24 protein-coding genes are annotated in these 23,982 nt (G+C 36.3%); 22 read left to right on the forward strand and 2 right to left on the reverse strand.

What is annotated here, in order from left to right:
* Positions 1 to 162: 162 nt before the first annotated feature.
* Positions 163 to 1,116, reverse strand: coding sequence for an IS30 family transposase (locus E8M05_RS02200; RefSeq protein WP_003067143.1), 954 nt, complete (start codon positions 1,114 to 1,116; stop codon positions 163 to 165).
* 292 nt (positions 1,117 to 1,408) lie between these two features.
* On the opposite strand from E8M05_RS02200, the gene E8M05_RS02205 reads away from it, so the two are divergent.
* Genes E8M05_RS02205 through lacD form a run of 3 tightly spaced genes read left to right on the forward strand, consistent with a single transcriptional unit; the run spans position 1,409 to position 4,348 of the window.
* Entirely contained in the window at positions 1,409 to 2,137 is a 729-nt protein-coding gene (locus E8M05_RS02205) for a GntR family transcriptional regulator (protein ID WP_013851495.1), read from the forward strand.
* 44 nt (positions 2,138 to 2,181) lie between these two features.
* A complete protein-coding gene (locus E8M05_RS02210; protein WP_003063445.1) occupies positions 2,182 to 3,357 on the forward strand; it encodes an SIS domain-containing protein in 1,176 nt (391 codons plus the stop codon).
* Between the two features lie 10 nt (positions 3,358 to 3,367).
* Positions 3,368 to 4,348, forward strand: a complete 981-nt coding sequence (gene lacD, locus E8M05_RS02215; RefSeq protein WP_013851496.1) for a tagatose-bisphosphate aldolase — start codon at positions 3,368 to 3,370, stop codon at positions 4,346 to 4,348.
* Positions 4,349 to 4,636: 288 nt separating this feature from the next.
* On the opposite strand, the gene E8M05_RS02220 is transcribed toward lacD, so the two are convergent.
* The gene (locus E8M05_RS02220) at positions 4,637 to 5,353 is read right to left on the reverse strand and encodes a GntR family transcriptional regulator (RefSeq protein ID WP_003063448.1); all 717 of its coding nucleotides are present in this window, start codon (positions 5,351 to 5,353) and stop codon (positions 4,637 to 4,639) included.
* Between the two features lie 203 nt (positions 5,354 to 5,556).
* On the opposite strand from E8M05_RS02220, the gene E8M05_RS02225 reads away from it, so the two are divergent.
* The 19 genes from E8M05_RS02225 (at position 5,557) to E8M05_RS02315 (ending at position 23,979) form a co-directional block, all read left to right on the forward strand.
* Complete coding sequence (locus E8M05_RS02225) at positions 5,557 to 7,344, forward strand: glycoside hydrolase family 35 protein (RefSeq protein ID WP_013851497.1); 1,788 nt, start codon at positions 5,557 to 5,559, stop codon at positions 7,342 to 7,344.
* Entirely contained in the window at positions 7,341 to 7,826 is a 486-nt protein-coding gene (locus tag E8M05_RS02230) for a PTS sugar transporter subunit IIB (protein ID WP_003063451.1), read from the forward strand. The genes E8M05_RS02225 and E8M05_RS02230 overlap by 4 nt, the downstream gene beginning before the upstream one ends.
* A gap of 40 nt (positions 7,827 to 7,866) precedes the next feature.
* The gene (locus tag E8M05_RS02235) at positions 7,867 to 8,757 is read left to right on the forward strand and encodes a PTS mannose/fructose/sorbose/N-acetylgalactosamine transporter subunit IIC (protein WP_003063453.1); all 891 of its coding nucleotides are present in this window, start codon (positions 7,867 to 7,869) and stop codon (positions 8,755 to 8,757) included.
* A complete protein-coding gene (locus E8M05_RS02240) occupies positions 8,744 to 9,553 on the forward strand; it encodes a PTS system mannose/fructose/sorbose family transporter subunit IID (protein ID WP_003063454.1) in 810 nt (269 codons plus the stop codon). The genes E8M05_RS02235 and E8M05_RS02240 overlap by 14 nt, the downstream gene beginning before the upstream one ends.
* Before the next feature lie 10 nt (positions 9,554 to 9,563).
* Positions 9,564 to 9,965, forward strand: coding sequence for a PTS sugar transporter subunit IIA (locus E8M05_RS02245; RefSeq protein ID WP_003063456.1), 402 nt, complete (start codon positions 9,564 to 9,566; stop codon positions 9,963 to 9,965).
* Positions 9,966 to 10,353: 388 nt separating this feature from the next.
* Entirely contained in the window at positions 10,354 to 11,502 is a 1,149-nt protein-coding gene (gene nagA, locus E8M05_RS02250) for an N-acetylglucosamine-6-phosphate deacetylase (RefSeq protein ID WP_003063458.1), read from the forward strand.
* A 429-nt stretch (positions 11,503 to 11,931) separates the two neighbouring features.
* A complete protein-coding gene (gene glyQ / locus E8M05_RS02255; RefSeq protein ID WP_003063459.1) occupies positions 11,932 to 12,849 on the forward strand; it encodes a glycine--tRNA ligase subunit alpha in 918 nt (305 codons plus the stop codon).
* Positions 12,849 to 14,888, forward strand: a complete 2,040-nt coding sequence (glyS, locus tag E8M05_RS02260) for a glycine--tRNA ligase subunit beta (RefSeq protein ID WP_013851498.1) — start codon at positions 12,849 to 12,851, stop codon at positions 14,886 to 14,888. The genes glyQ and glyS overlap by 1 nt, the downstream gene beginning before the upstream one ends.
* Positions 14,889 to 15,066: 178 nt before the next feature.
* Positions 15,067 to 15,324 (forward strand): DUF896 family protein, encoded by a 258-nt coding sequence (locus E8M05_RS02265; RefSeq protein WP_003063463.1) that lies wholly within the window; start codon positions 15,067 to 15,069, stop codon positions 15,322 to 15,324.
* 138 nt (positions 15,325 to 15,462) lie between these two features.
* Positions 15,463 to 16,944, forward strand: a complete 1,482-nt coding sequence (locus E8M05_RS02270) for a BglG family transcription antiterminator (RefSeq protein WP_013851499.1) — start codon at positions 15,463 to 15,465, stop codon at positions 16,942 to 16,944.
* Complete coding sequence (locus tag E8M05_RS02275; RefSeq protein WP_013851500.1) at positions 16,934 to 17,317, forward strand: PTS sugar transporter subunit IIA; 384 nt, start codon at positions 16,934 to 16,936, stop codon at positions 17,315 to 17,317. Before E8M05_RS02270 ends, E8M05_RS02275 begins: the two co-directional genes overlap by 11 nt.
* Before the next feature lie 24 nt (positions 17,318 to 17,341).
* Positions 17,342 to 17,791, forward strand: a complete 450-nt coding sequence (locus E8M05_RS02280; protein WP_013851501.1) for a PTS sugar transporter subunit IIA — start codon at positions 17,342 to 17,344, stop codon at positions 17,789 to 17,791.
* Positions 17,792 to 17,822: 31 nt separating this feature from the next.
* Positions 17,823 to 18,134, forward strand: a complete 312-nt coding sequence (locus E8M05_RS02285) for a PTS fructose transporter subunit IIB (RefSeq protein ID WP_013642714.1) — start codon at positions 17,823 to 17,825, stop codon at positions 18,132 to 18,134.
* Between the two features lie 36 nt (positions 18,135 to 18,170).
* Complete coding sequence (locus E8M05_RS02290; RefSeq protein WP_013851502.1) at positions 18,171 to 19,274, forward strand: PTS fructose transporter subunit IIC; 1,104 nt, start codon at positions 18,171 to 18,173, stop codon at positions 19,272 to 19,274.
* Positions 19,275 to 19,291: 17 nt separating this feature from the next.
* Entirely contained in the window at positions 19,292 to 19,981 is a 690-nt protein-coding gene (gene alsE / locus E8M05_RS02295) for a D-allulose 6-phosphate 3-epimerase (protein WP_013851503.1), read from the forward strand.
* Between the two features lie 112 nt (positions 19,982 to 20,093).
* Positions 20,094 to 20,747, forward strand: a complete 654-nt coding sequence (gene fsa / locus E8M05_RS02300; RefSeq protein ID WP_013851504.1) for a fructose-6-phosphate aldolase — start codon at positions 20,094 to 20,096, stop codon at positions 20,745 to 20,747.
* Positions 20,748 to 20,836: 89 nt separating this feature from the next.
* The gene (tkt, locus tag E8M05_RS02305; protein ID WP_013851505.1) at positions 20,837 to 22,822 is read left to right on the forward strand and encodes a transketolase; all 1,986 of its coding nucleotides are present in this window, start codon (positions 20,837 to 20,839) and stop codon (positions 22,820 to 22,822) included.
* A gap of 139 nt (positions 22,823 to 22,961) precedes the next feature.
* The gene (locus E8M05_RS02310; RefSeq protein WP_013851506.1) at positions 22,962 to 23,222 is read left to right on the forward strand and encodes a bacteriocin immunity protein; all 261 of its coding nucleotides are present in this window, start codon (positions 22,962 to 22,964) and stop codon (positions 23,220 to 23,222) included.
* A 22-nt stretch (positions 23,223 to 23,244) separates the two neighbouring features.
* Positions 23,245 to 23,979, forward strand: a complete 735-nt coding sequence (locus tag E8M05_RS02315) for an ABC transporter ATP-binding protein (protein WP_003063479.1) — start codon at positions 23,245 to 23,247, stop codon at positions 23,977 to 23,979.
* The last annotated feature ends 3 nt before the right edge of the window (positions 23,980 to 23,982 follow it).

Here is a 23,982-nt window from a genome sequence, read left to right on the forward strand (position 1 = left end):
AATAACATAGTGTTATTAGATAAGTTCAATGATGTTAAACTTCTGCGAGTAACAAAGCATCTTCGTATATTATAACATAGAAATAACAGCGCATTAATTTTTTTTGAAATTCTCTCAAAAATTTTATATATGATTAACATAAAGCCAAATTTCAAGTTCAAATTAGCCAGTCTGTAAAAACTCTTTAGGAGATTTATAATTGAATAGTTTCTTTGGATAGTTGTTAATCCAGTTTTCAATAAATGCGACTTGTTGTTGAGTCGCATTTTTGCTTCCCTTAGGCAACCAACGCCGGATGAGTCTATTATGATTCTCATTAGTACCACGCTCCCAAGAAGAATACGGGTGGGCATAGTAGATATGAGTAGGGTCAAAAACTTCTGCTAAACGACTGAACTCAGCCCCGTTATCAGCTGTGATAGAGTTCATTTGATAATCCTTGAGGATTGCTTTCAGAGCTTGATTGACTGAAAACGCGGACTTATCGGGAATGAGTCGAATGATTTGATAACGACTCTTTCTATCGGTTAGAGTCAACAGACACTCGTTTTTTGCCCGTGTTTGAATAACTGTATCAATTTCAAAATCACCGATATTCTCACGCTTATTAATGCTTTCTGGTCGTTCCTCAATAGACTTTCCAGCTGGCTTAAAATTGGGACTAGCATGCTTTTTCTTAGCTTTCTCTTGTCGAGGATAAAGCATATCAGCCTTGGTCAATCCTAAGTGTCCATGATGAATCCAGTAGTAAATGGTAGAGATGGGAACAGGTATCCCTTTTGACTTTATCATCATCTCGGGAGAGTATTTCTGTTCGATGTAGTGAGTTATCTTTTCTTTGAGTCCCTTGGTTAGGGAGACTTGTTTAACAGAACGTTTGCGATTGTTTTGATAGGCTTTTTGAGCAAAATCAGCTGAGTAGATCACTTCAAATTTTCCTTTACGCACTTGTTGTCTAACCTGACCACGTTTGACTTCGTTGTGAATGGTTTGAGGAGCTTTAGCTAATCTCCTAGCGATTTCACGGTTTGAGAGCCCTTCTTGAAGCCAACGTTCAATCATTCTACGTTCAGTTAGTGTTAAATGTTTACTTTTTGGTGTATAATAGTTTTGCATCTCAGAGTCTTTCTAATTGTTGTTGTGGTGATTACAATTATATCTCTCTGAGATGTTTTTTGATACCCTTAGGTGGCTAACTTCATTTTAGAACTTTCCATGATTAACATAAATACTGTCCTTTAAAGTATTTTGAACGATCGAAAAAGGGCTCGTCTCTGTAAATTTATTATAAATTGAATGAATTTTGATCTGGTAATATAAATTGTAATTATTAACTATACATAATGTGTTGACAAAAAACAAATAATATAATAAACTATAAGTGGTTATAGCCAGAAAGGAGGAGAACGTGCGCACTAAAAAAAATCAACCTCTTTATCTACAATTAGTAGATATGTTGGAATTGGAAATAAGAAATTCGATGTCTCCAAATGATAAGTTGTTATCTGAACGTGAGTTGAGTACGACTTATGATGTTAGTCGTATTACAGTAAGACAAGCTTTAAAAGAATTGGAGAGTAGAGGACTGATTTACAAAAAGCAAGGTAAGGGAACTTACGTTTCTGAAATAAAAGGACCTACTACAGATTTAGCGTCTGCCTATAGTTTCACTGAACATATGAAAGAATTAGGCAAAAAGCCGCAAACCGATTTATTATCGTTTGAAAAGATGCAGGTAACTCCTTATCTTTCAAAGCATTTGAATTTGGAAGTGGGAACAGATATGCTAGAATTTGAGCGTCTACGAAAGGCAGACGGCAAGCCTATGATGTTTGAAAGGACTTATGTACCTGCTAGCTTATTTTCAGATTTGAAAAAAGAAAGACTGCAAGATAAGCCACTTTATGAAATTTTTTCAGAGGATTATAAGCAAATTATACGTCAGGCGGATGAAGAGTTCTATGCTAGTATAGCCCTTGATTACGAAGCAAAATTATTAGGAATCAAAAAGGGTGATCCTGTTTTACATATGGTACGTAAGACATTCAATGATAAAAATATGATTATTGAATTTACTTTCAGTATTGCGCGTGCTGATCAGTTTCGCTACCGAGTTATACATTATCCATCTAATTGATTAAAACCGTCTTCTATCTAATTTTAATCATGGAGGATTAGTAAATGTTTAATTTATCTTTTGAAGAACTAAAAACTATGGGTGCCGAGATAACGACACGCGAGATAAAACAACAACCAGAACTCTGGCAAGAAGTATTTGATTATTTCATCAGTAAAAAGTCAGAAATTGAAGAGTTTCTAAAAAAAGTAGTTGTTTCTTCTGGTGGAAAAAAAGTAAAAGTAATTTTTACGGGAGCAGGGACTTCAGAGTATATCGGAGAAACTATCTATGCCTATCTTCAAAAACACGGTGACACAGAACATTTTGACTTTTTAAGTATTGGAACAACAGATATTGTGTCATGTCCAGAGTATTATTTTTACGAAAATGATACAGTATTACTAGTATCGTTTGCAAGAAGTGGAAATAGCCCAGAGAGTGTGGCAACTGTTAATTTAGCAGAACAATTAATTAATAATGTTTACCATTTAACAATAACTTGTGCTGCTGACGGTGCTCTCGCTAAAAGAGCTAAGGAACAACAAAATAACCTTCTACTCTTAATGCCTGAGCGGTCAAATGATGCTGGTTTTGCTATGACAGGTAGTTTCTCTTGTATGATGTTGACATCTTTGTTAGTTTTTGATTTAAAAGCATCATTATCTGATAAAGAACGTTATATCAAGGTAATAAGAGAACTTGCCAACGACGTTATTACGAGGGAAGAAGAACTCCAACATATTGTTTCAAAAGATTTTAATAGAATTGTTTATTTAGGCTCAGGTTGTTTAAAAGGGTTAACACACGAAGCACAATTAAAAATTTTAGAGTTAACTGCTGGACAAATTGCAACTCTTTATGATTCATCAATGGGATTTAGACATGGTCCAAAATCGTTTGTTGATGAGCAGACTATTGTTATTACGTTTGTTAATAATGATCCTTATGTTCGTCAGTATGACTTAGATATTTTAGAGGAAGTTTACACAGATCAAGTGGCAGTGGAGACTCTTGCAATTGCTCAAAAAGGAAAATCAAATTTTTCTGGAGATAAATTTGATTTTGTAGAAGCAGAGCTTTTGCCAGATGCTTACCTTGCATTTCCAATGATTTTTGTAGCTCAAATAATAGCTTTATTGTCATCTGTTAAGGTAAAAAATTTACCAGATACGCCGTCAGCTACTGGAACAGTTAATCGAGTAGTTAAGGGTGTTACAATACATCCTTTTGAAAAATAGGAGAAGCGATATGGTAGTATTAACACAAGAAAAACGTAACTTGCTTGAAAAGCTTAGTCGTGATGGCGTGATTTCTGCTTTGGCATTTGACCAACGAGGAGCACTTAAACGCATGATGGCAAACTATCAAACAGAAGAACCAAGTGTTGAACAAATCGAACAATTGAAAGCCCTGGTTTCAGAAGAATTGACACCGTATGCGTCATCTATTCTTCTTGACCCTGAGTATGGTTTGCCAGCAAGTAAGGTTCGTGATGCGGATTCAGGTCTCTTGTTAGCTTATGAAAAAACAGGTTACGATGCGACAACAACAAGTCGTTTACCAGATTGTTTGGTAGAATGGTCAGCTAAACGTCTTAAAGAAGCGGGAGCTGATGCAGTGAAATTCTTGCTTTATTATGACGTTGATGGTGATGAATACGTTAATCTTCAAAAACAAGCTTATATCGAACGTATTGGTGCAGAATGTAAAGCTGAAGATGTGCCTTTCTTCCTTGAAATCTTAACTTATGATGAAACTATCTCTGATAATACAAGCGCAGCCTTTGCCAAAGTAAAACCTCACAAAGTTAACGAAGCCATGAAAGTTTTCTCTGATGCCCGCTTTGGTATTGATGTGCTCAAGGTTGAAGTCCCTGTCAACATGACATATGTTGAAGGTTTTGCGGAAGGTGAAGTGGTTTACACTAAAGAAGAAGCCGCTAAAGCTTTCAAAGATCAAGAAGCAGCAAGTCATTTGCCATATATCTATCTTAGCGCGGGTGTTTCAGCAAAACTTTTCCAAGAAACGTTGGTATTTGCGGCTGAGTCAGGTGCTAAATTCAACGGTGTCCTTTGTGGACGTGCTACTTGGGCTGGCTCTGTACAAGTGTATATCGAAGAAGGCGAAGCAGCAGCCCGTGATTGGTTAAGAACACAAGGACGTAAAAACATTGAAGAACTTAATGAAGTCCTTGCCAAAACAGCTAGCTCTTGGACTGAGAAAGTGTAAGATAATAGTTACTTTGTTAGAGTATTAGTGATATCTTGCATATGAACTAAATATATTATACAGGTGGGAAATTACAATATAGTGATTTCCCATTTTTGTGTATTCGGTCTTATTAGTGAAAAATTATCGCTTCTATACTATTTATGCATCATGCAGTTTAAAGTTAGTAGGATGATAAGAGGTTATATCGTTATTTAGAGTTGATATGATGTCTAAACAACTAGGGGAATTGATCCTAAGGTTTTAGAATAAAATAAGGTATCAGGATAGGAAAAATTTTTTGTTCATCTAAAAATTTTGATGAGTGATTTCAGTTTTAAAGAAGTGCCAATGCTTGTATGTTTCAGAGTATTCTAAGATACGGCCATTTTTAGGATGTTTCATCGTTTTCAATTGGTAAATTACAGGTTCTTTATCTGGTAATTCTAACTGTGAAGCAATAGTTTCTGGTGCAGGGAAGATTACTTCAGTAGTTTCTCTGAATAAGGCCTCAGATAGATAGATATTGAAATCATGTCGGAAGCGTCTATAAATAGAATTGAATTTTTCTAAGGGCACATGTGAATCTAAAATATAATCATGTGGAATATAGGCTTGATGATATATATAAGGGGTGCTGTCGTTGTATTTAATACGGGTAATCTTATAATAATATTCACTTTTATGGAGATTCAATTTATTAAGATAATAAGGGTCGTTTCCTTTTTCGATAGAAAGCACATTTATAACATCTTGCTTTGTTGAGGAATCTTCAATATTTGAAAATTTAACGATCTTTTCTTTACGAGGTTGGGATACAAAAGTACCAACACCTTGCTTTCTAGTAATATACCCAGCTTTTTCTAGCTCTTTAAGAGCTCTAATAACGGTGATGGAGCTCACTTGATAACGAGTACAAAGCTCTGCTTCACTATAAAATCTATCACCACATATATAGTTATCTGAAATAATTTCTTCTTGTAATTCTTTTTGAATCATTCTATATTTTGGTTCTTTTTTAACCATTCTATTCAAATCCTCACAATATTAATACCAACCATTTTACTAGATAATAACTAATTTGTAAAATTAACTTGATTATAGGCTAAGTGATGGAAAATAGCTGATTTATTTAAATATTTATAAAAAATAATAAAAAAACACTTGATATAACCACTTAATAATGTTATTATTTATATAGATAGAAGGCGGTTATAAAGGGAGAAAAAATGAAGCGTTTTCAAATTAAAGAATCGTTCTTTCTTGACGGTAAGCCATTTAAGATCTTATCTGGTTCTATTCACTATTTTCGAATTCATCCAGATGACTGGTATCAGTCACTTTATAATTTAAAGGCTTTGGGATTCAATACAGTTGAAACATATGTGCCTTGGAATTTACACGAACCACGTGAGGGAGAATTTGATTTTACTGGTATTTTAGACCTAGAAAGATTTTTAACGATTGCACAGGAGTTAGGACTATATGCTATTGTTAGACCTTCACCATACATTTGTGCTGAATGGGAATTTGGTGGTTTACCGGCATGGCTACTGGAGAAAGGAGTTAGAGTTCGTTCACAAGATAAAGACTTTTTACAGGTAGTGAAACGTTATTATGAAGCATTAATTCCTAGATTGATTAAGCATCAACTTGATCAAGGAGGAAATATTCTGATGTTTCAAGTTGAAAATGAATATGGTTCTTATGGTGAAGATAAGGTTTATTTAAGAGAACTTAAGCAGATGATGCTTGAACTAGGCTTGGAAGAACCCTTCTTTACCTCAGATGGCCCTTGGCATACGGCTCTACGTGCAGGAAGCCTTATTGAAGATGATGTTTTAGTAACAGGAAATTTTGGTTCTAAAGCAAAAGAGAATTTTGCTTCTATGGAAATGTTTTTCCAGCAATATGGTAAAAAGTGGCCTCTGATGTGTATGGAGTTTTGGGATGGCTGGTTTAATCGTTGGGGGGAACCCGTGATTAAACGTGACCCTGAGGAGTTAGCTGATGCTGTCATGGAAGCTATTGAAATAGGAAGCATCAATCTTTACATGTTTCACGGTGGTACCAATTTTGGTTTTATGAATGGCTGTTCCGCTCGGAAACAGACAGATTTACCACAGGTTACTTCATATGATTACGATGCTATATTAGATGAAGCAGGTAATCCAACGAAAAAATTCTACATATTGCAACATCGTTTAAAAAATAAATACCCAGAGTTGCATTATGCTGCACCTTTAGTAAAGCCAACTATGGCTATAAAGGATATTGCTCTTTCAGCTAAAACGAATTTAGTTTCAGTTCTTGAAGATATCGGTGAGTGTCATACGAGTTTTTATCCTCAGAATATGGAAGCTTTAAATCAGTCAACTGGTTATATTTTTTATCGAACTAAGTTAAATGGTTATCAGGGAAACACTGAAAAAGTGAGACTTATTGATACAAGAGATAGAGCACAAGTTTTCTTAAATGGCAACCATATTGTTACCCAGTACCAGGAAGAAATCGGAGATGATATTCAAGTTAACTTCACTTCAGAAGAGAGTCAACTTGATATTTTAGTTGAAAATATGGGGCGGGTAAATTATGGACACAAATTAACAGCACCAAGTCAACATAAAGGAATCGGTCGTGGTGTGATGCTTGATTTACATTTTGTTAATCAATGGGAAACTTATCCTTTATCTATGAATTCTATTAAGAACCTTAAGTATTCTAGCCCTTGGCGAGAAGGAGTACCAAGTTTTTATGAATTTAAATTTCATTGTTTAAATCCAGAAGATACTTATATGGATATGTCTGGATTCGGAAAAGGAGTTGCCTTCATTAACGGCTATAATCTTGGTAGATTTTGGAATATTGGACCAACATTGTCACTTTATATTCCTAGGGGAATGATGGTTTGTGGCGAAAATACGATTACTATTTTTGAAACAGAGGGATATTACCAAGAAACTCTAAATCTTTGCATGGAGCCTAATTTCAAAAAAATAGAAGGAGAAAATTTATGACAATTATTGCAGCACGTATTGATGGAAGACTTATTCATGGTCAAGTTGCAAATTTGTGGACTACCAAATTGAATATTAGTCGAATTATGGTAGTGGATGATGAAATTGTAGATAGTAGCCTTGAAAAAACAGCACTTAAGTTAGCTACACCTGCAGGAGTCAAATTATCCATTTTAACAGTAGAGAAAGCGGCGAATAATATTTTAGCAGGAAAATATGATTCACAACGTTTGATGATTGTTGCTCGTAAACCAGATCGTTTTTTGGGATTAATTGAGCGGGGGGTTGTTATTCCTGAACTTAATGTGGGAAATATGTCACAGAGTTCTGAAACGCGTTCTGTAACACGATCAATTAATGTTGTTAGTGATGATATAAAAGATTTTGATGCTATCAATGCGAAAGGGACAAAACTAATTGCGCAAATGGTACCAGGTGATACACCAGTAGACTTCTTATCTTTGCTGGAAAAAGTGAGATAAGTTATCAGCTATATAGCTAAAATTTTAGGAGGACAACATCATGATTGAATGGTGGCAAATTTTATTATTGACTTTGTATTCGGCATATCAAATTTGTGATGAGCTGACAATTAATTCTTCTGCAGGGTCACCTGTCTTTGCAGGTTTTATCTCCGGATTAATTATGGGTGATATGACGACGGGACTGTGGATAGGTGGTAGCTTGCAATTAATGGTACTTGGAGTTGGTACTTTTGGTGGGGCTTCACGTATTGATGCTACATCAGGAGCGGTTCTTGCAACAGCCTTTTCGGTAGCCCAAGGAATAAAACCTGAGTTAGCTATTTCAACTATTGCAGTTCCGGTGGCAGCTTTAATGGTTTACACGGACGTCCTTGGTCGTTTCTCAACAACTTACTTTGCACACTGTATTGATAAAAATATTGAAAAATTTGACTACGCAGGAATTGAACGTAATTACCTTTTGGGGGCAATTCCTTGGGGGCTATCACGTGCTTTACCAGTACTTCTTGCTTTGACATTAGGTGGTGGAGCAGTTGATGCTATTGTAAAAGGAATTGGTGAAGTACAATGGTTAGCTGATGGTTTGACTCTTGCTGGTAAGATGCTTCCGGCTCTTGGGTTTGCTATCTTACTTCGTTATTTACCAGTCAAAAGAAATCTTCATTACCTTGCTCTTGGATTTGCCGTTACAGCTATGTTGACAACTATTTACACTAATTTAACTAGTGCAGGGACAGCTATTGCAACTGTTGTCAAAGACTTTGATGCTGCGCCTTTTAAAGGTCTCCCTATGATTGGTATTGCGATTATCGGGGCAGCTCTTGCGACAATTCACTATAAGAATGGTCAAAATGCTGGTTCATCAGCAGAGAAGTCACAGCACACAGAGGTTTCAGAAAGTGGGGAAATAGAAGATGACGAAATCTAATTATAAATTAACCAAAGAAGACTTTAAACAAATTAATAAACGTAGTTTGTTTACGTTTCAGTTAGGTTGGAACTATGAACGTATGCAAGGTTCAAGCTACCTTTTCATCATCCTACCTCAATTACGTAAAATGTATGGCGACGGTACCCCTGAATTGAAAGAAATGATGAAAACTCATGCTCAGTTTTTCAATACTTCCAACTTCTTCCACACTATTATTACAGGTATTGATCTTGCTTTAGAAGAGAATGAAGGCATAGAAGCTAAGGATGCGGTTAATGGTGTAAAAACTGGTCTTATGGGACCATTTGCACCAATTGGAGATTCAGTATTTGGTTCTTTAGTTCCAGCTATTATGGGATCGATTGCAGCATCTCTGGCGATGAATGGTAACCCGTTAGGAGTTTTCCTATGGATTGGTGTTACTACCTTGATTAATGTTTTTCGTTGGAAACAGTTAGAGATTGCTTACAAAGAAGGAACAAAACTTGTAACAACAATGCGAGATAAACTTTCTTCTCTTGTTGAAGCTGCCTCTGTTATGGGGGTATTCATGGTAGGTGCTCTTATTGCAACAATGATTAACTTCCAATTTACTGCAGCACCAAAAATTGGTGATAAAGTAATTGACATTCAAGATTTGTTTAATCAAATTTTCCCACGTTTAGTACCAGCATTGTTCACAGCAGGTATCTTCTGGTTATTAGGACGTAAAGGAATGACTTCTACGAAAGCTATTTTAGTTATTGTTGTTTTCGCACTTGCTATGGCTTTCTTTGGAATTCTAGGAGTTTAGTAGGCAAAATATGGCAAAAAATTTAATTTTAGTAAGTCATGGTACTTTTTGTGAAGAATTGAAAAATAGTACTGAGATGATTATGGGACCCCAAACAAATATCTATCCTGTACCTTTACTACCTTCAGAAGGTGCGGAAGACTTCAAAGAAAAATTTCTTTCAGTTGTTGAGAACTTAGATGATTACATTGTTTTCGCAGATTTATTAGGAGGTACACCTTGTAACGTGGTGTCACGTTTATTGATGGAGGGATACCATTTCGAACTTTATGCAGGTATGAATATGCCGATGGTTATTGGTTTTCTAAACGGTGTTTTGTTAGGTTCTGAAGTTGATATCATCCATTATGGTAAGGAAAATATTCATCGTGTGAATGATTTATTATCTGACGATAGCGAGGATGATGAGTAGTCATTTGTTAGTTTCTATCCTGGTTCTAAGACTAGGGGAAACATGATTTCCGGTCGCTAATATCTAATTAGTTTCCTAGCTTAATTAAACAGCTAACTAAAGCAGAATTTGTTACATGATTATAAAGTTCCCCAATCTTATGCAAAAGAAAGTTTGGGGGACTTTTAAGCTTAAGAGGTCAACTATAATTAGATGTTGGATGATTTTATCGGTTTATTAAATGTATGTGTTAGCAACTAATTGTTCAAATAATAGAATGATTGTTTGAAATGAGAATAGGCTCTACTGCTAAAGTAATTAGAAATTTTAGATAAGAATTAAAACGGTATATACCATTTACAAAAATGAACATTTAGCATATAATATAAATGAATGGAGGCGTTTTTAAATGACAAAGTATATTAAAGCAGATGAATTTTATTATCCATATCAAGTGAAAAAAGCTGGTTACCTAGCTATCGAAGGAGATACTTTTGGGAGCTGGCAGACTGAAGTACCAAGTGATGCTGAAATCATTGATTATACTGGTTACAGTATTGCTCCTGGTTTAGTTGATACTCATATTCATGGTTTTGCTGGTGCAGATGTTATGGATAATAGTCAAGAGTCTTTGGAAACAATGAGTCAGGCACTTTTGGGAGCTGGGGTTACTAGTTTTTTACCAACTGGATTGACAGCATCATTTGAAACTTTAGATAATATTTGTCGTACTGCAGCTAGTTTTGTAGGTCAAGAAAGTGGAGCACGTATTCAAGGACTTTTCTTTGAAGGTCCATATTTTACTGAAAAATATAAAGGTGCGCAAAACCCTTCTTACATGCGTAACCCATCAATCGCTGAGTTAGATCAGTGGTTAGAAAGTTCAAAAGGATTGCTAAAAAAAGTTGCTTTAGCACCTGAACGTGATGAAGTGACTGAATTTATTAATTACGCACATAAAAAAAATGTTTTTGTTGCGTTAGGACATTCTGACGCTACTTATGATCAGGCTGCAAATGCCGTAGAAGCTGGAGCTTCAATTTGGGTTCATGCTTATAATGGTATGCGTGGACTTAATCATCGTGAACCTGGTATGGTTGGTGCAGTTTATGAACTTCCAAATACTTATGCAGAGTTAATCTGTGATGGTCATCATGTTCATCCATCAGCTTGTGAAATTTTGATGAATCAAAAACAATATGATCATGTTGTTTTGATCACTGATTGTATGAGTGCAGGTGGTCTTGAAGATGGTGATTATATGCTGGGTGAATATCCTGTTATTGTTGAAAAAGGGACAGCTCGTTTGAAATCTAGCGGTAGTCTGGCAGGATCAATTCTCCAATTGAAAGATGCTGTCAAAAATGTTGTTAATTGGGGTGTAGCTTCAAAAGCACAAGCAATTAGCATGGCTAGTTTGATACCAGCTATTTCTGTTGGTATTGATGATAAGTGCGGAAAAATTAAAGAAGGACATAAAGCTGATTTTATTGTTCTTGATAAGGACTTTGATTTGCGAGCAACTTATTTAGGTGGCGAAAAAGTCTGGAACGCCTAAACATGCGAGCCTGAGATGAGAAATCTTGGGCTTTTAGTTTTTGCTAGATGAAAACTGTTTTTTTATCTCGTCTTTGAATGCTGGATGCTGAAATTAGTGAAGATGAGATTTCAGCTATTAGTTTTTTGTTTGAACCTAGACACTAAAAGTCATTTGTGCTAAAATACTCTTTAAAGAGAGAAAGTCTCATGGTGTTTCTTAGCGAGTCCGAGGTGGTGGAAGTCGGATGAAACTGAAGTGGGTCGCTGGCGCTTTCGCTTAGCAAGGCTAAGTTAAAATCAGATAAATGAAGTAATAAGATAGGGTGGAACCGCGTTTTAACGCCCCTTATGAGGTATCATATGGGTGTGTTGGCGGTTTTTTATTATGGAAAAACGTTAGCCTCCAAGATACGTCGCAAAATTAGTTACTAAAATAAGGAGTAGATACATGTCTAAAAAATTGACGTTTCAAGAAATTATTTTGACTTTGCAACAATTTTGGAATGACCAAGGTTGTATGTTGATGCAAGCTTATGACAATGAAAAAGGTGCTGGTACAATGAGTCCCTACACTTTCCTTCGTGCCATTGGTCCAGAACCATGGAATGCGGCTTATGTGGAACCATCACGTCGTCCAGCTGACGGTCGTTACGGTGAAAATCCTAACCGTCTTTACCAACACCACCAATTCCAAGTGGTTATGAAGCCATCACCATCAAACATTCAAGAACTTTACCTTGAATCATTGGAAAAATTAGGAATTAATCCCCTAGAACACGACATTCGTTTCGTTGAAGATAACTGGGAGAACCCATCAACTGGTTCAGCTGGCCTTGGTTGGGAAGTTTGGCTTGACGGTATGGAAATCACTCAATTTACTTACTTCCAACAAGTTGGTGGTTTGCAAACAGGTCCTGTAACATCAGAAGTTACTTACGGTCTTGAGCGTTTGGCATCTTACATTCAAGAAGTGGATTCTGTCTATGATATTGAATGGGCACCAGGTGTTAAATATGGTGAAATCTTCCTTCAACCAGAATTTGAACACTCAAAATATTCATTTGAAATTTCTAATCAAGATATGCTTCTTGAAAACTTTGAAAAATTTGAAGCAGAAGCAAAACGTTGCTTGGATGAACACCTCGTACACCCAGCTTATGACTACGTTTTGAAATGTTCACATACTTTCAACTTACTTGATGCGCGTGGTGCGGTTTCTGTAACAGAACGTGCTGGTTACATCGCTCGTATTCGTAACTTGGCTCGTGTCGTTGCCAAAACATTTGTGGCAGAACGTAAACGCCTTGGTTACCCATTGCTTGATGAAGCAACACGTGAAAAATTATTGAAGGAGGATGTTGAATAATGGCTAAAAATTTACTTGTAGAACTTGGTTTAGAAGAATTACCAGCTTACGTGGTTACTCCAAGTGAAAAACAACTTGGCGATCGTATGGTAGCATTTTTGAACGAAAAACGTTTGGCATTTGAAGGCATTCAAACTTTTTCTACACCACGTCGTTTGGCTGTTCGTGTGAGTGGTCTTGCTGATGCGCAAACTGATTTAACAGAAGATTTTAAAGGTCCTTCTAAGAAAATCGCATTGGACGCTGACGGTAACTTCACAAAAGCGGCTCAAGGATTTGTCCGTGGTAAAGGGTTGACAACTGACGATATTGAATTCCGCGAAGTTAAAGGCGAAGAGTATGTTTACGTTACAAAACACGAAGCAGGAAAAGCTGCCAAAGAAGTGCTTATTGACATTCCAGAAATCTTGTCAGCAATGACTTTCCCAGTAAACATGCACTGGGCAAATAATACATTTGAATACATTCGTCCTGTTCACACATTGACTGTTCTTCTTGATGATGAAGCTCTTGACCTTGATTTCTTGGATATTCATTCAGGTCGTGTTAGCCGTGGCCACCGTTTCCTTGGTCATGAAACAGAAATTGCTAGCGCTGATTCATACGAAGAAGATTTGCGTAGAGTCTTTGTTATCGCCGACGCTAAAGAACGTCAAGACATGATTGTTAACCAAATCAAAGACATTGAAAAAGTACAAAACGTCCAAGTTGAAATCGATGACGAATTGCTTAACGAAGTCCTTAACTTGGTTGAATACCCAACTGCTTTTATGGGAAGCTTTGATACGAAATATCTTGAAGTACCAGAAGAAGTGCTTGTCACATCAATGAAAAACCATCAACGTTACTTTGTTGTCCGTGACCAAGCTGGTAAATTAATGCCAAACTTCATCTCAGTTCGTAACGGTAATGCTGAGTACCTTGAAAATGTCATTAAAGGTAATGAAAAAGTGCTCGTGGCTCGTTTGGAAGACGGTGAATTCTTCTGGCGTGAAGACCAAAAACTTAAAATTGCTGATCTTGTGGCAAAACTTGACAACGTTACATTCCACGAAAAAATCGGTTCACTTTCTGAACACATGAAACGCAGCAAAGTAATTGCAGCTTACCTTGCCGAAAAAGCTGGGGCTTCTGCCGAAGAAAGCAAAGCTCTGGCTCGTGCTGCTGAAATTTATAAATTCGACTTATTGACTGGTATGGTTGGTGAATTTGATGAATTGCAAGGTATCATGGGTGAAAAATATGCCCTTCTTGCAGGCGAAGATGCCGCAGTAGCAACAGCTATTCGTGAACACTACCTTCCAAATTCAGCTGACGGTGACCTTCCAGAAACTAAAGTTGGTGCTCTTTTGGCACTTGCTGATAAATTGGATACTATCTTGTCATTCTTCTCAGTTGGCTTGATTCCATCAGGTTCAAATGACCCATATGCTCTTCGTCGTGCAACAGCTGGTGTTGTTCGTATCATGGATGCCTTTGGTTTGAAAATTCCAATGGATGAATTGATTGACAACCTTTACGCCTTGTCATTTGATAGCTTGACTTATGAACACAAAGCAGAAGTTATGGATTTCATCCGTGCGCGTGTTGAAAAAATGATGAGCAAATCAGTTTCTAAAGATATTAAAGAAGCTGTTCTTGCTGGTTCAAACTTTGTTGTGGCTGAAATGATTGAAGCTGCTGATGCTCTTGTTGAAGCAAGCAAAGCTGCTGATTATAAAGCCGCCGTTGAAAGTCTTTCACGTGTATTCAACCTTGCTGAAAAAACACCAGCTGACGTGACTGTGGATGCAAGCTTGTTTGAAAATGATGAAGAAAAAGCTTTGGCACAAGCTGCAGCAGAATTGAACTTGTCAGGTAGCGCTAATGATAAATTGGCACAATTATTTGCTTTAAGCCCAGTTATCGACAAATTCTTTGACAATACAATGGTAATGGTGGATAATGAAGCTGTTAAAAATAATCGCTTGGCTATCCTTACTGAATTGACTGCAAAAGCTAGCAGCGTAGCAGCATTTAACAAATTGAATACCAAATAAGAAGTGGCATTTCGCTTGCCACTCCTGACACAGTCGGCTAAAATTTTGCTAATGACTGCTAAGTTAGCATTGTCATTTTAGAGGCGTAATAGCTAATTGATTTTCTGATTTGGTAAATTATAAGAAAGGAAAAAGCGTGTAGAATTTATGGATTTTATACGTTTGGTGAGTCTTACTCATGAATGAAAAAAAGATTCAACGCATTAATGAACTTGCGCGTAAGAAAAAAACAGTTGGTTTGACAGGTGCTGAAAAAGTTGAACAAGCTGAGCTTCGCAAAGAGTACATTGAAGGGTATCGTCGCTCACTTCTTCATCATATCGCAGGGATTAAACTTGTTGATGAAGAAGGAAATGATGTGACACCAGAAAAACTAAAACAACTCCAACGCGAACGTGGTTTGCATGGCAGAAGCCTTGACGACCCAAATTCGTAAGATAGGAATCCCAGTCAGTAATGACTGGGATTTTTGTGTACAATGAGAAGGAAAAATGTCCATTTTAAAGTGGACACTAAAAGGAGTTTGTGATAATTGGAAAACGCATACAATAATAAGTGTGAAAGGAAAATGAAGATGAATAAAAAACAATTACAATTTGATGGATTGCTAGCAGTATTGCATCAGAATTCAGATTATATCACGGCAAAATCTTTATCCGAACAATTGAATTTATCTGAAAAAACGGTTTATCGTCTTGTAAAGGAAATAAATCAAAACTATTTTCCTGATGAACTTATCATAAAAAAGAGAGGACGTGGTTTTAAACTTAATAGACTTAAAAATTATGATACTTTAATAAATTCTAAGCAAAATGATTTTACACCAGCTAGTAGGCAAATTCAAATTTTGGAGAGATTGTTAACGATATCACCTAAAAAATTACTTATATATGACTTAGCACAAGAGTATTATGTCAGTGATTCTGTTATTATGAAAGATAAAATCGAGATTCAAAAGCGACTCAATCCCTTTCATTTAAAAATCTCAACTCGGACAGGCTATATTTTTATAACAGGTTCAGAATTGGATATTCGTAGAGCATTAGCGGATTTGGTACCAACGTTTAGCATGATTGATATTGACAATTTGTCTAATACTACTAACCAAAGTCATTTTGATTTAGAGCTTGCCAAAATTATTTTGGAAGAAATTGACCAAATTGAGGCGGATTTACAGGCAAGGTTACCATACCCATACAATGTTAATATTTTTTCTCATCTTTACATTATGCTTGAACGGTTAAAAATTTCTAGTCGTAAAATCGTTAACGCAGAAGTAGTGGATATCAAGATGACAGATTACGATGATTCAATTCTCAAAGAAAGTAAAAAGATTATAAATGATATTGGGAATCGTTTAGGGAGGAGTATTGATGATTTAGAAATTAATTATCTCTATCAATACTTGTATTCGTCAAGATTTCAACTTAGTACACATCAGCAAAAAATTGAATTTTCAACGCGTGTTGTTTCTGTAACAAAATTTTATTTTAAAAAGATGGAAATGACAAAGTCAGAATCAATAAATGAACAATCTCCTATGTTTATTGATTTGGCAAACCATATCAGTCCATTGTTAAGAAGATTAGATAATAAAATTTATATCAAAAATAATATGTTGCATGATATTAAAGACCGTTATACTGATATTTTTAATCAGACAGAGAAAGTTTCTCTGGAGATGACAGAACAATTTGGTTTTTCAATGTTAAGTGCTGATGAAATTGGCTTTTTGACGTTATATTTTGTTCGTTTCAAAGAATTAAACCCAACTCCCATAAAAGCGGTTGTGATGTGTTCATCTGGAATTGGCATTTCAGAACTGCTTAAAGTGAAAATTGAAACGGCTTTTCAAAATCTTGATATTGTTAAAGTAGTATCTTCTCAAAATATCAAAGAAATGTTACAAAATTATCCAGATATTCAATTAGTTATCACGAGTGTTAGTTTGCAAGAAATGTTAAACGTAAAGACAATCCTTGTAAGTGCCTTATTAACAGATGAAGATAAAAAGAATATCCAAAATGCAATAAGGGAGATTAATTATGGTAACTGATTTATATCAATACGTTTCTAACCAAAATTTCAATAATCGGCAAGAAGTTTATGGATATTTAGCATCTCAAATTGACAGTCAAACCCTAAGTCAGCAAGAGATAGAAAGTAAATTCCTAGAACGTGAAGCGATGGGAAATATTGAAATCGCACAAGGTGTTGTTTTACCGCATTTTGAAGGAGCTATTAACAGAAATAAAATAATAATTATTAAACCTAAACATACAATTGTAGATTGGTCGGATACTATTGTGCAGGTTGATTTAGTTATCGCATTGATGTTAACAAATGGGAGTGATAAATCAGAAGTGATAGATTTTGTAAAAAATTTAGCATCAGATGATTTTATTGAAAAATTAAAACATAAAAATTAAGAAAAATAGATAATGGAGGTTAATATGGAAATCAAAGATATTATTGATCGTCATTTAATAATAACAAATTTGAAGTGCCAGACAAAAAATGAAGCTTTTCAAAAAATGAGTCACATTTTATTGAAAGAAGATTATATTTCGGATATTGAAAATTTTATTAGGGATTTGTATGTTAGGGAAGCAGAAGGTCAAACAGGAATAGGAAATTTTATTGCAATTCCGCACAGTAAGAGTCCTTTTGTCAAAAAAATTGGTGTAGCCATCGCTATAAATCAAACAGAAATTCCTTGGGAAACCCTTGATGGAAAGGGAGTTAAAGTTATTGTTATGTTTGCTGTTGGAGATGACAACGAAGACGTTAAGGAACATTTAAAACTTTTGTCACTTTTTGCACGTAAATTAGGTAATGATAGCGTTGTTGAAAATCTAATTAATTCAAAAACAGTTGATGATGTTATTAATGCTTTTATTTAAATACTGTCTTTTATGAATGGAGGAACAAATAATGAAAATTGTTGGAGTTGCAGCTTGTACAGTAGGAATTGCTCATACTTATATCGCTCAAGAAAAACTTGAAAATGCCGCTAAAAAAGCAGGCTATGATGTTCAAATCGAAACCCAAGGAACAATTGGAATTGAAAATGAATTGACTCAGCAACAAATTGATGATGCTGACATTGTAATTTTAGCCATTGATGTAAAAATTGCTGGTATGGAACGTTTTAAAGATAAAAAAGTTTTAAAAGTACCGACTGAAATTGCTGTTAAATCACCAAATAAATTGATTGAAAAAGCTGTTGAAGTAGCTAAAAAGTAAAAAGTTTTATAAAGATGAACTAGGAGGTAAAAGTAAATGAAAGAAATTTGGAAGAAGATGAATTTCAAGGGACACTTACTGACTGCTATCTCATATTTAATACCAATTGTTTGTGGCGCAGGTTTTCTTGTGGCTATTGGTATGGCGTTAGGGGGGAGTTCACAAAGTGAACTTATCCAAGGAGAATTCTCGTTTTGGGATGCCCTTGCAACGATGGGAGGAACTACTTTAGGTCTACTTCCAGTGATTATTGCAACAGGAGTTTCCTTCTCAATTGCAGGTAAACCTGGTATTGCTCCTGGATTTGTTGTTGGTCTTTCGGCAAATGCTATTAGTGCAGGTTTTATTGGTGGAATGGTTGGCGGCTATATCGCTGGATTCTTAGCTCTGTGGATTTTAAAAAATGTCAAGGTTTCTGACTGGGCAAAAGGGCTTATGCCTACGGTTATTGTGCCTTTATTAACATCATTGATTTCGGGGTTGTTGATGATTTACATTATCGGAATTCCCATTGCAGCATTTACAAATTGGTTAACTAATTTCCTTCAAGGTTTAGGATCATCTTCAATGTTAATTCTAGGTTTAGTGATTGGCACATTAAGTATTGTTGATTTTGGAGGACCTATTAACAAAACAGTTTACGCTTTTACACTGACGCTACTGGCTTCAGGGGTCAACGAACCTGTAACAGCTCTCCAATTAGTAAACACCTCAACTCCAATTGGATTTGGTTTAGCTTATTTTATTGCTAAATTATTAGGCAAAAATATTTATGGTCAAGAACAAATTGAAAATTTAAAATCAGCTGTACCAATGGGAGTGTTAAATATTGTTGAAGGGGTTATTCCTATTGTCATGAATGATTTAGTTCGTGGTATTATCGCAGCAGCGATTGGTGGTGCTGCTGGTGGTGCAACTTCTATGGTTCTTGGTGCAGATTCGACAGTGCCATTTGGTGGATTTTTGATGCTTCCAACGATGACTAGGCCATGGACTGGGCTTTTAGCAATCATTGTGAATGTTGTTGTAACAGGTGTAGTTTATGCATTAATTGCAAAAAATAAAACAGCTGAAGATTTTACATCAGAAAATGATATTGACGAAGAGGAAATCGATTTAGCTGATATTGAAATTTTATAAAAGAAAGAAGTATTAATATGAAAACAGCAGAGTTATCGCCATCCTTAATGTGTATGGATTTAGATAAATTTACTGAGCAAATTACATTTTTAAATAAACATGTACAATCTTACCATATGGATATTATGGATGGGCATTTTGTTCCTAACATTACATTATCACCTTGGTTTATTCAAGAAGTTAGAAAAATTAGTGACTTACCCATGTCAGCTCACCTTATGGTAGAAGATCCGACATTTTGGGTTCAAGAATTAATTAATATTAAATGCGAATGGATTTGTATGCATGCAGAGGTATTAAATGGTCTAGCTTTTCGGCTTATTGATCAAATTCATGAGGCAGGATTAAAAGCGGGTGTTGTTCTTAATCCTGAAACACCTATTGAAACTATTTTTCCCTATATAGCATTAGTGGATAAAATTACCATCATGACGGTTGATCCTGGTTTTGCTGGGCAACGTTTCTTAGAGGACACATTAGAAAAAATTATTGAGTTGCGTCATTTACGTAAAAAGCAAGGTTACTCTTATGTTATAGAAATGGATGGTTCTTCTGGTCGTAAAACGTTTAAACGAATTGATGCAGCTAATCCAGATATTTATGTCATTGGAAGGAGTGGTTTGTTTGCTTTGAATGATGACATAGAAAAATCATGGCACATGATGACGAAGGATTATTTTGAAATGACAGGAAAAACATTTGAGTGATAATCTTTCTGAATTGATTAGGATGATTAAAAGATACGGACTTAATTTTCGTGACTTACGATGATTGTTAGAGTCGTATCTTTAATATTTGATAAAGGAGATAGGACAAATAATGAAATTTTTCTTAGATACAGCTGATGTTTCGGCGATTAAAACGGTTAATGAACTAGGTGTCGTGGACGGTGTCACGACTAATCCAACGATTATTTCCCGTGAAGGGCGTGATTTTGAGACGGTTATCAAGGAAATTTGCCAGATTGTTGACGGTCCCGTATCGGCAGAAGTCACAGGCGTAACAGCTGAAGAAATGATTGCTGAAGCGCGTGATATTGCTAAATGGGCAGACAATATTGTGGTCAAAATTCCGATGACAATGGAAGGACTGAAAGCAGTCAATGTGCTTTCAAAAGAAAACATTAAAACCAACGTCACTCTTATTTTTACGGTATCTCAAGGGCTTATGGCTATCAAAGCTGGTGCAACCTTTATCAGTCCGTTTGTCGGACGTTTGGAAGACATCGGCACAGATGCTTACCAATTGATTTCAGATTTGCGAGAAATCATTGATTTTTATGACTTTGATACGGAAATCATTGCAGCAAGTATTCGTAATACAGTTCATGTTGAGAACGTTGCGAAACGAGGTGCTCATATTGCTACCATTCCAGATGCTGTTTTTGATAAAATGACCAAACACCCTTTGACGACAAGCGGCATAAAAAACTTTACTAAAGACTGGGAAACGTTTAAAAATAAAGTCGAATAATAATTTGTTTTAAAAACTCTAATTATTTATGATATAATAGAATCCGAACAATAATACTATAAGTCCTTAAAAACAGAAAGGTTTCACTCATGACATTTGATGCTATTGATCAGTTGGCAGTCAATACTGTCCGTACGCTCTCAATTGATGCCATTCAGGCAGCTAATTCAGGTCACCCTGGTCTTCCAATGGGAGCTGCACCTATGGCTTATGTTCTTTGGAATCATGTAATGAATGTTAATCCGAAGACAAGCCGTTCTTGGTCTAACCGAGATCGTTTTGTGCTATCTGCAGGACATGGTTCTGCCCTTTTATACAGCCTTCTTCATCTATCAGGTTACAATGTTAGCATTGATGATTTGAAGAATTTCCGTCAATGGGGTTCAAAAACACCAGGTCACCCAGAAGTCAATCATACAGACGGTGTTGAAGCTACAACTGGACCTCTTGGGCAAGGGATTGCCAATGCTGTTGGTATGGCAATGGCAGAAGCTCACTTAGCAGCTAAATTTAACAAACCAGGATTTAATATCGTTGACCACTACACTTATGCTTTGCATGGTGACGGTTGCTTGATGGAAGGTGTCAGTCAAGAAGCTGCCAGCCTTGCTGGACATCTTAAACTTGGCAAATTAGTCCTTCTTTACGATTCAAACGACATTTCACTTGACGGTCCAACATCAAAAGCTTTCACAGAAGATATCAAAGGTAAATTTGAAGCTTACGGTTGGCAACACATTTTAGTTAAAGATGGTAATGACCTCGAAGCGATTGCTAAAGCTATCGAAGAAGCAAAAGCTGAAACTGAAAAACCATCTATTATCGAAGTGAAAACAATCATTGGTTTCGGTGCTGAAAAACAAGGAACATCAGCTGTTCACGGTGCCCCTCTTGGCGTTGATGGCATTGCTTACGCTAAAAAATCTTACGGTTGGGAATATCCAGAATTCACAGTACCAGAAGAGGTGGCTAAACGCTTTGAAGTTGGTATCAAATTCCGTGGTGAAGCTGCTGAAAATGCATGGGATACTAAATTCCGTGAATACGAAGCTGCTTATCCAGAATTAGCCGCTGAATACAAAGCAGCATTCGCTAACAAACCAGTTGACGTGACACTTGAAGATTTCGAAATCGGTACAAGCCTTGCTAGTCGTTCATCAAGTCAACAAGCTATCCAACAAATCTCAGCACAAGTGCCATCATTCTGGGGTGGTTCAGCTGACCTTTCTGCATCAAACAATACAATGGTCAAAGTAGAATCTGATTTCCAACCAGACAACTACCTTGGTCGTAATATTTGGTTTGGTGTGCGTGAATTTGCCATGGCAGCTGCCATGAACGGTATTGCCCTTCATGGTGGTACTCGTGTTTACGGTGGTACATTCTTCGTATTCTCAAACTACCTTCTTCCAGCTGTTCGTATGGCTGCTCTTCAACAATTACCAACGGTTTATGTCATGACGCATGATTCAATCGCTGTCGGTGAAGACGGACCAACTCACGAACCAGTTGAACAATTGGCTAGCGTTCGTTCTATGCCTAACCTTAACGTTATCCGCCCTGCTGACGGTAACGAAACAAATGCTGCATGGAAACGTGCTCTTGCTGAAACTGATCGTCCAACAATGCTCATCTTGACACGTCAAAATCTTCCTGTCCTTGAAGGGACAAAAGAATTGGCAGCAGAAGGTGTTAATAAAGGTGCTTATATCCTTTCAGAAGCAAAAGGTGACCTTGACGGTATCCTTATTGCAACAGGTTCTGAAGTGAAATTGGCGCTTGATACGCAAGCTACTTTGGAAGCAAAAGGTGTTCATGTTCGTGTGGTTTCAATGCCAGCACAAAACATCTTTGACGAACAAGACGCTGCTTATAAAGAAAGCATTCTTCCAGCTAACGTCACGAAACGTTTGGCTATCGAAGCTGGTTCAAGCTTTGGTTGGGGCAAATACGTTGGTCTCCAAGGTAAAACTCTTACAATCGATACTTGGGGCGCATCTGCACCAGGCGCCAAAATCTTTGAAGAATACGGCTTCACAGTTGATAACGCTGTAAATCTTTATGAATCATTGTAATTAATAACTGACTGAACCCGCCTTGTTTTTAAGGAGGGTTTTTATAATTATTTGACAAATAATAGCTGAAAAGGTAAGATAGAATAAAAATATTTTTTGTATCACTTTAATAGTACAAATGAAAATTTAGGGGGATTTTATGGAAGAGAAGTGCAGTGAATTATATAAGGCAATTAGGAATGCTTATGAAGATATGACTATTCGTCAAGATAACGATTTGTCAAAAATCTTACTTTCTGCGTCAAATGAGGTGATTAGGTCTGGAGATGCTGGGTTGAGTGCTCTTCATCTTGACCGTCAGTTAAGCCTGTATAGTACAAGGCATGATTTTTCGCTACCAAAAGGGGCAAAATTATTGAAACAGTTGACACAGGAATTTGCTGCGGATTACCGATATTAGGAGAATAGAGAAGGAGCTAGGTATGATTCGATTTGATCATGTTTCAAAGTTGTATGGTGATAAGGAAGCGCTAAGTGATGTCAATATGACCATTGCTAATGGCGAAATTTTTGGCTTGATTGGGCATAATGGTGCAGGAAAAACAACGACGATTAGCATTTTAACGTCAATCATTGAAGCGAGTTATGGTGAGGTATATGTTGATGAGTTACCTCTTTCTGAGCACCGTGATGATATCAAAAAACGCATTGGTTACGTGCCTGATTCACCTGATATTTTCCTGAACTTAACGGCGATAGAATACTGGCATTTTTTAGCTAAAATTTATGACGTTGATGATAAGCTCACTGATGAACGGATTGAACGATTGTCACATTTGTTTGATATTGCGGAGAATATCAATGATTTGATTGATAGTTTTTCACACGGTATGCGTCAAAAAGTGATTCTTATTGGTGCTCTGATATCAAATCCAGATATTTGGATTTTAGATGAACCTTTGACAGGACTTGACCCACAAGCATCTTTTGATTTGAAAGAAATGATGAAAGAGCACGCGCGTGGTGGCAATACGGTTCTTTTCTCAACACATGTTCTTGCTGTTGCGGAGCAACTTTGTGACCGTATTGGAATTTTAAAAGATGGCAAGTTGATTTTTATCGGCACCTTAGATGAATTGAAAGCTAATCATCCTGATAAAGATTTAGAAACAATCTATCTTGAATTAGCAGGGCGTAAAGCGCAAGAGGAGGGCTAGGCG

Source organism: Streptococcus pasteurianus, assembly GCF_004843545.1.
GTDB classification, from domain to species: domain Bacteria; phylum Bacillota; class Bacilli; order Lactobacillales; family Streptococcaceae; genus Streptococcus; species Streptococcus pasteurianus.

Bases quoted from the DNA above. Each gene is read 5' to 3' on its own strand.
- E8M05_RS02310 (WP_013851506.1), top strand. From the start codon at position 22,962: ATGGAAGAGAAGTGCAGTGAATTATATAAGGCAATTAGGAATGCTTAT.
- E8M05_RS02285 (WP_013642714.1), top strand. From the start codon at position 17,823: ATGAAAATTGTTGGAGTTGCAGCTTGTACAGTAGGAATTGCTCATACT.
- glyQ (WP_003063459.1), top strand. From the start codon at position 11,932: ATGTCTAAAAAATTGACGTTTCAAGAAATTATTTTGACTTTGCAACAA.
- E8M05_RS02225 (WP_013851497.1), top strand. From the start codon at position 5,557: ATGAAGCGTTTTCAAATTAAAGAATCGTTCTTTCTTGACGGTAAGCCA.
- E8M05_RS02245 (WP_003063456.1), top strand. From the start codon at position 9,564: ATGGCAAAAAATTTAATTTTAGTAAGTCATGGTACTTTTTGTGAAGAA.
- E8M05_RS02270 (WP_013851499.1), top strand. From the start codon at position 15,463: ATGAATAAAAAACAATTACAATTTGATGGATTGCTAGCAGTATTGCAT.
- lacD (WP_013851496.1), top strand. From the start codon at position 3,368: ATGGTAGTATTAACACAAGAAAAACGTAACTTGCTTGAAAAGCTTAGT.
- E8M05_RS02240 (WP_003063454.1), top strand. From the start codon at position 8,744: ATGACGAAATCTAATTATAAATTAACCAAAGAAGACTTTAAACAAATT.
- alsE (WP_013851503.1), top strand. From the start codon at position 19,292: ATGAAAACAGCAGAGTTATCGCCATCCTTAATGTGTATGGATTTAGAT.
- nagA (WP_003063458.1), top strand. From the start codon at position 10,354: ATGACAAAGTATATTAAAGCAGATGAATTTTATTATCCATATCAAGTG.
- tkt (WP_013851505.1), top strand. From the start codon at position 20,837: ATGACATTTGATGCTATTGATCAGTTGGCAGTCAATACTGTCCGTACG.
- glyS (WP_013851498.1), top strand. From the start codon at position 12,849: ATGGCTAAAAATTTACTTGTAGAACTTGGTTTAGAAGAATTACCAGCT.
- fsa (WP_013851504.1), top strand. From the start codon at position 20,094: ATGAAATTTTTCTTAGATACAGCTGATGTTTCGGCGATTAAAACGGTT.
- E8M05_RS02210 (WP_003063445.1), top strand. From the start codon at position 2,182: ATGTTTAATTTATCTTTTGAAGAACTAAAAACTATGGGTGCCGAGATA.
- E8M05_RS02290 (WP_013851502.1), top strand. From the start codon at position 18,171: ATGAAAGAAATTTGGAAGAAGATGAATTTCAAGGGACACTTACTGACT.
- E8M05_RS02275 (WP_013851500.1), top strand. From the start codon at position 16,934: ATGGTAACTGATTTATATCAATACGTTTCTAACCAAAATTTCAATAAT.
- E8M05_RS02280 (WP_013851501.1), top strand. From the start codon at position 17,342: ATGGAAATCAAAGATATTATTGATCGTCATTTAATAATAACAAATTTG.
- E8M05_RS02235 (WP_003063453.1), top strand. From the start codon at position 7,867: ATGATTGAATGGTGGCAAATTTTATTATTGACTTTGTATTCGGCATAT.
- E8M05_RS02265 (WP_003063463.1), top strand. From the start codon at position 15,067: ATGAATGAAAAAAAGATTCAACGCATTAATGAACTTGCGCGTAAGAAA.
- E8M05_RS02220 (WP_003063448.1), bottom strand. From the start codon at position 5,353: ATGGTTAAAAAAGAACCAAAATATAGAATGATTCAAAAAGAATTACAA.
- E8M05_RS02200 (WP_003067143.1), bottom strand. From the start codon at position 1,116: ATGCAAAACTATTATACACCAAAAAGTAAACATTTAACACTAACTGAA.
- E8M05_RS02230 (WP_003063451.1), top strand. From the start codon at position 7,341: ATGACAATTATTGCAGCACGTATTGATGGAAGACTTATTCATGGTCAA.
- E8M05_RS02315 (WP_003063479.1), top strand. From the start codon at position 23,245: ATGATTCGATTTGATCATGTTTCAAAGTTGTATGGTGATAAGGAAGCG.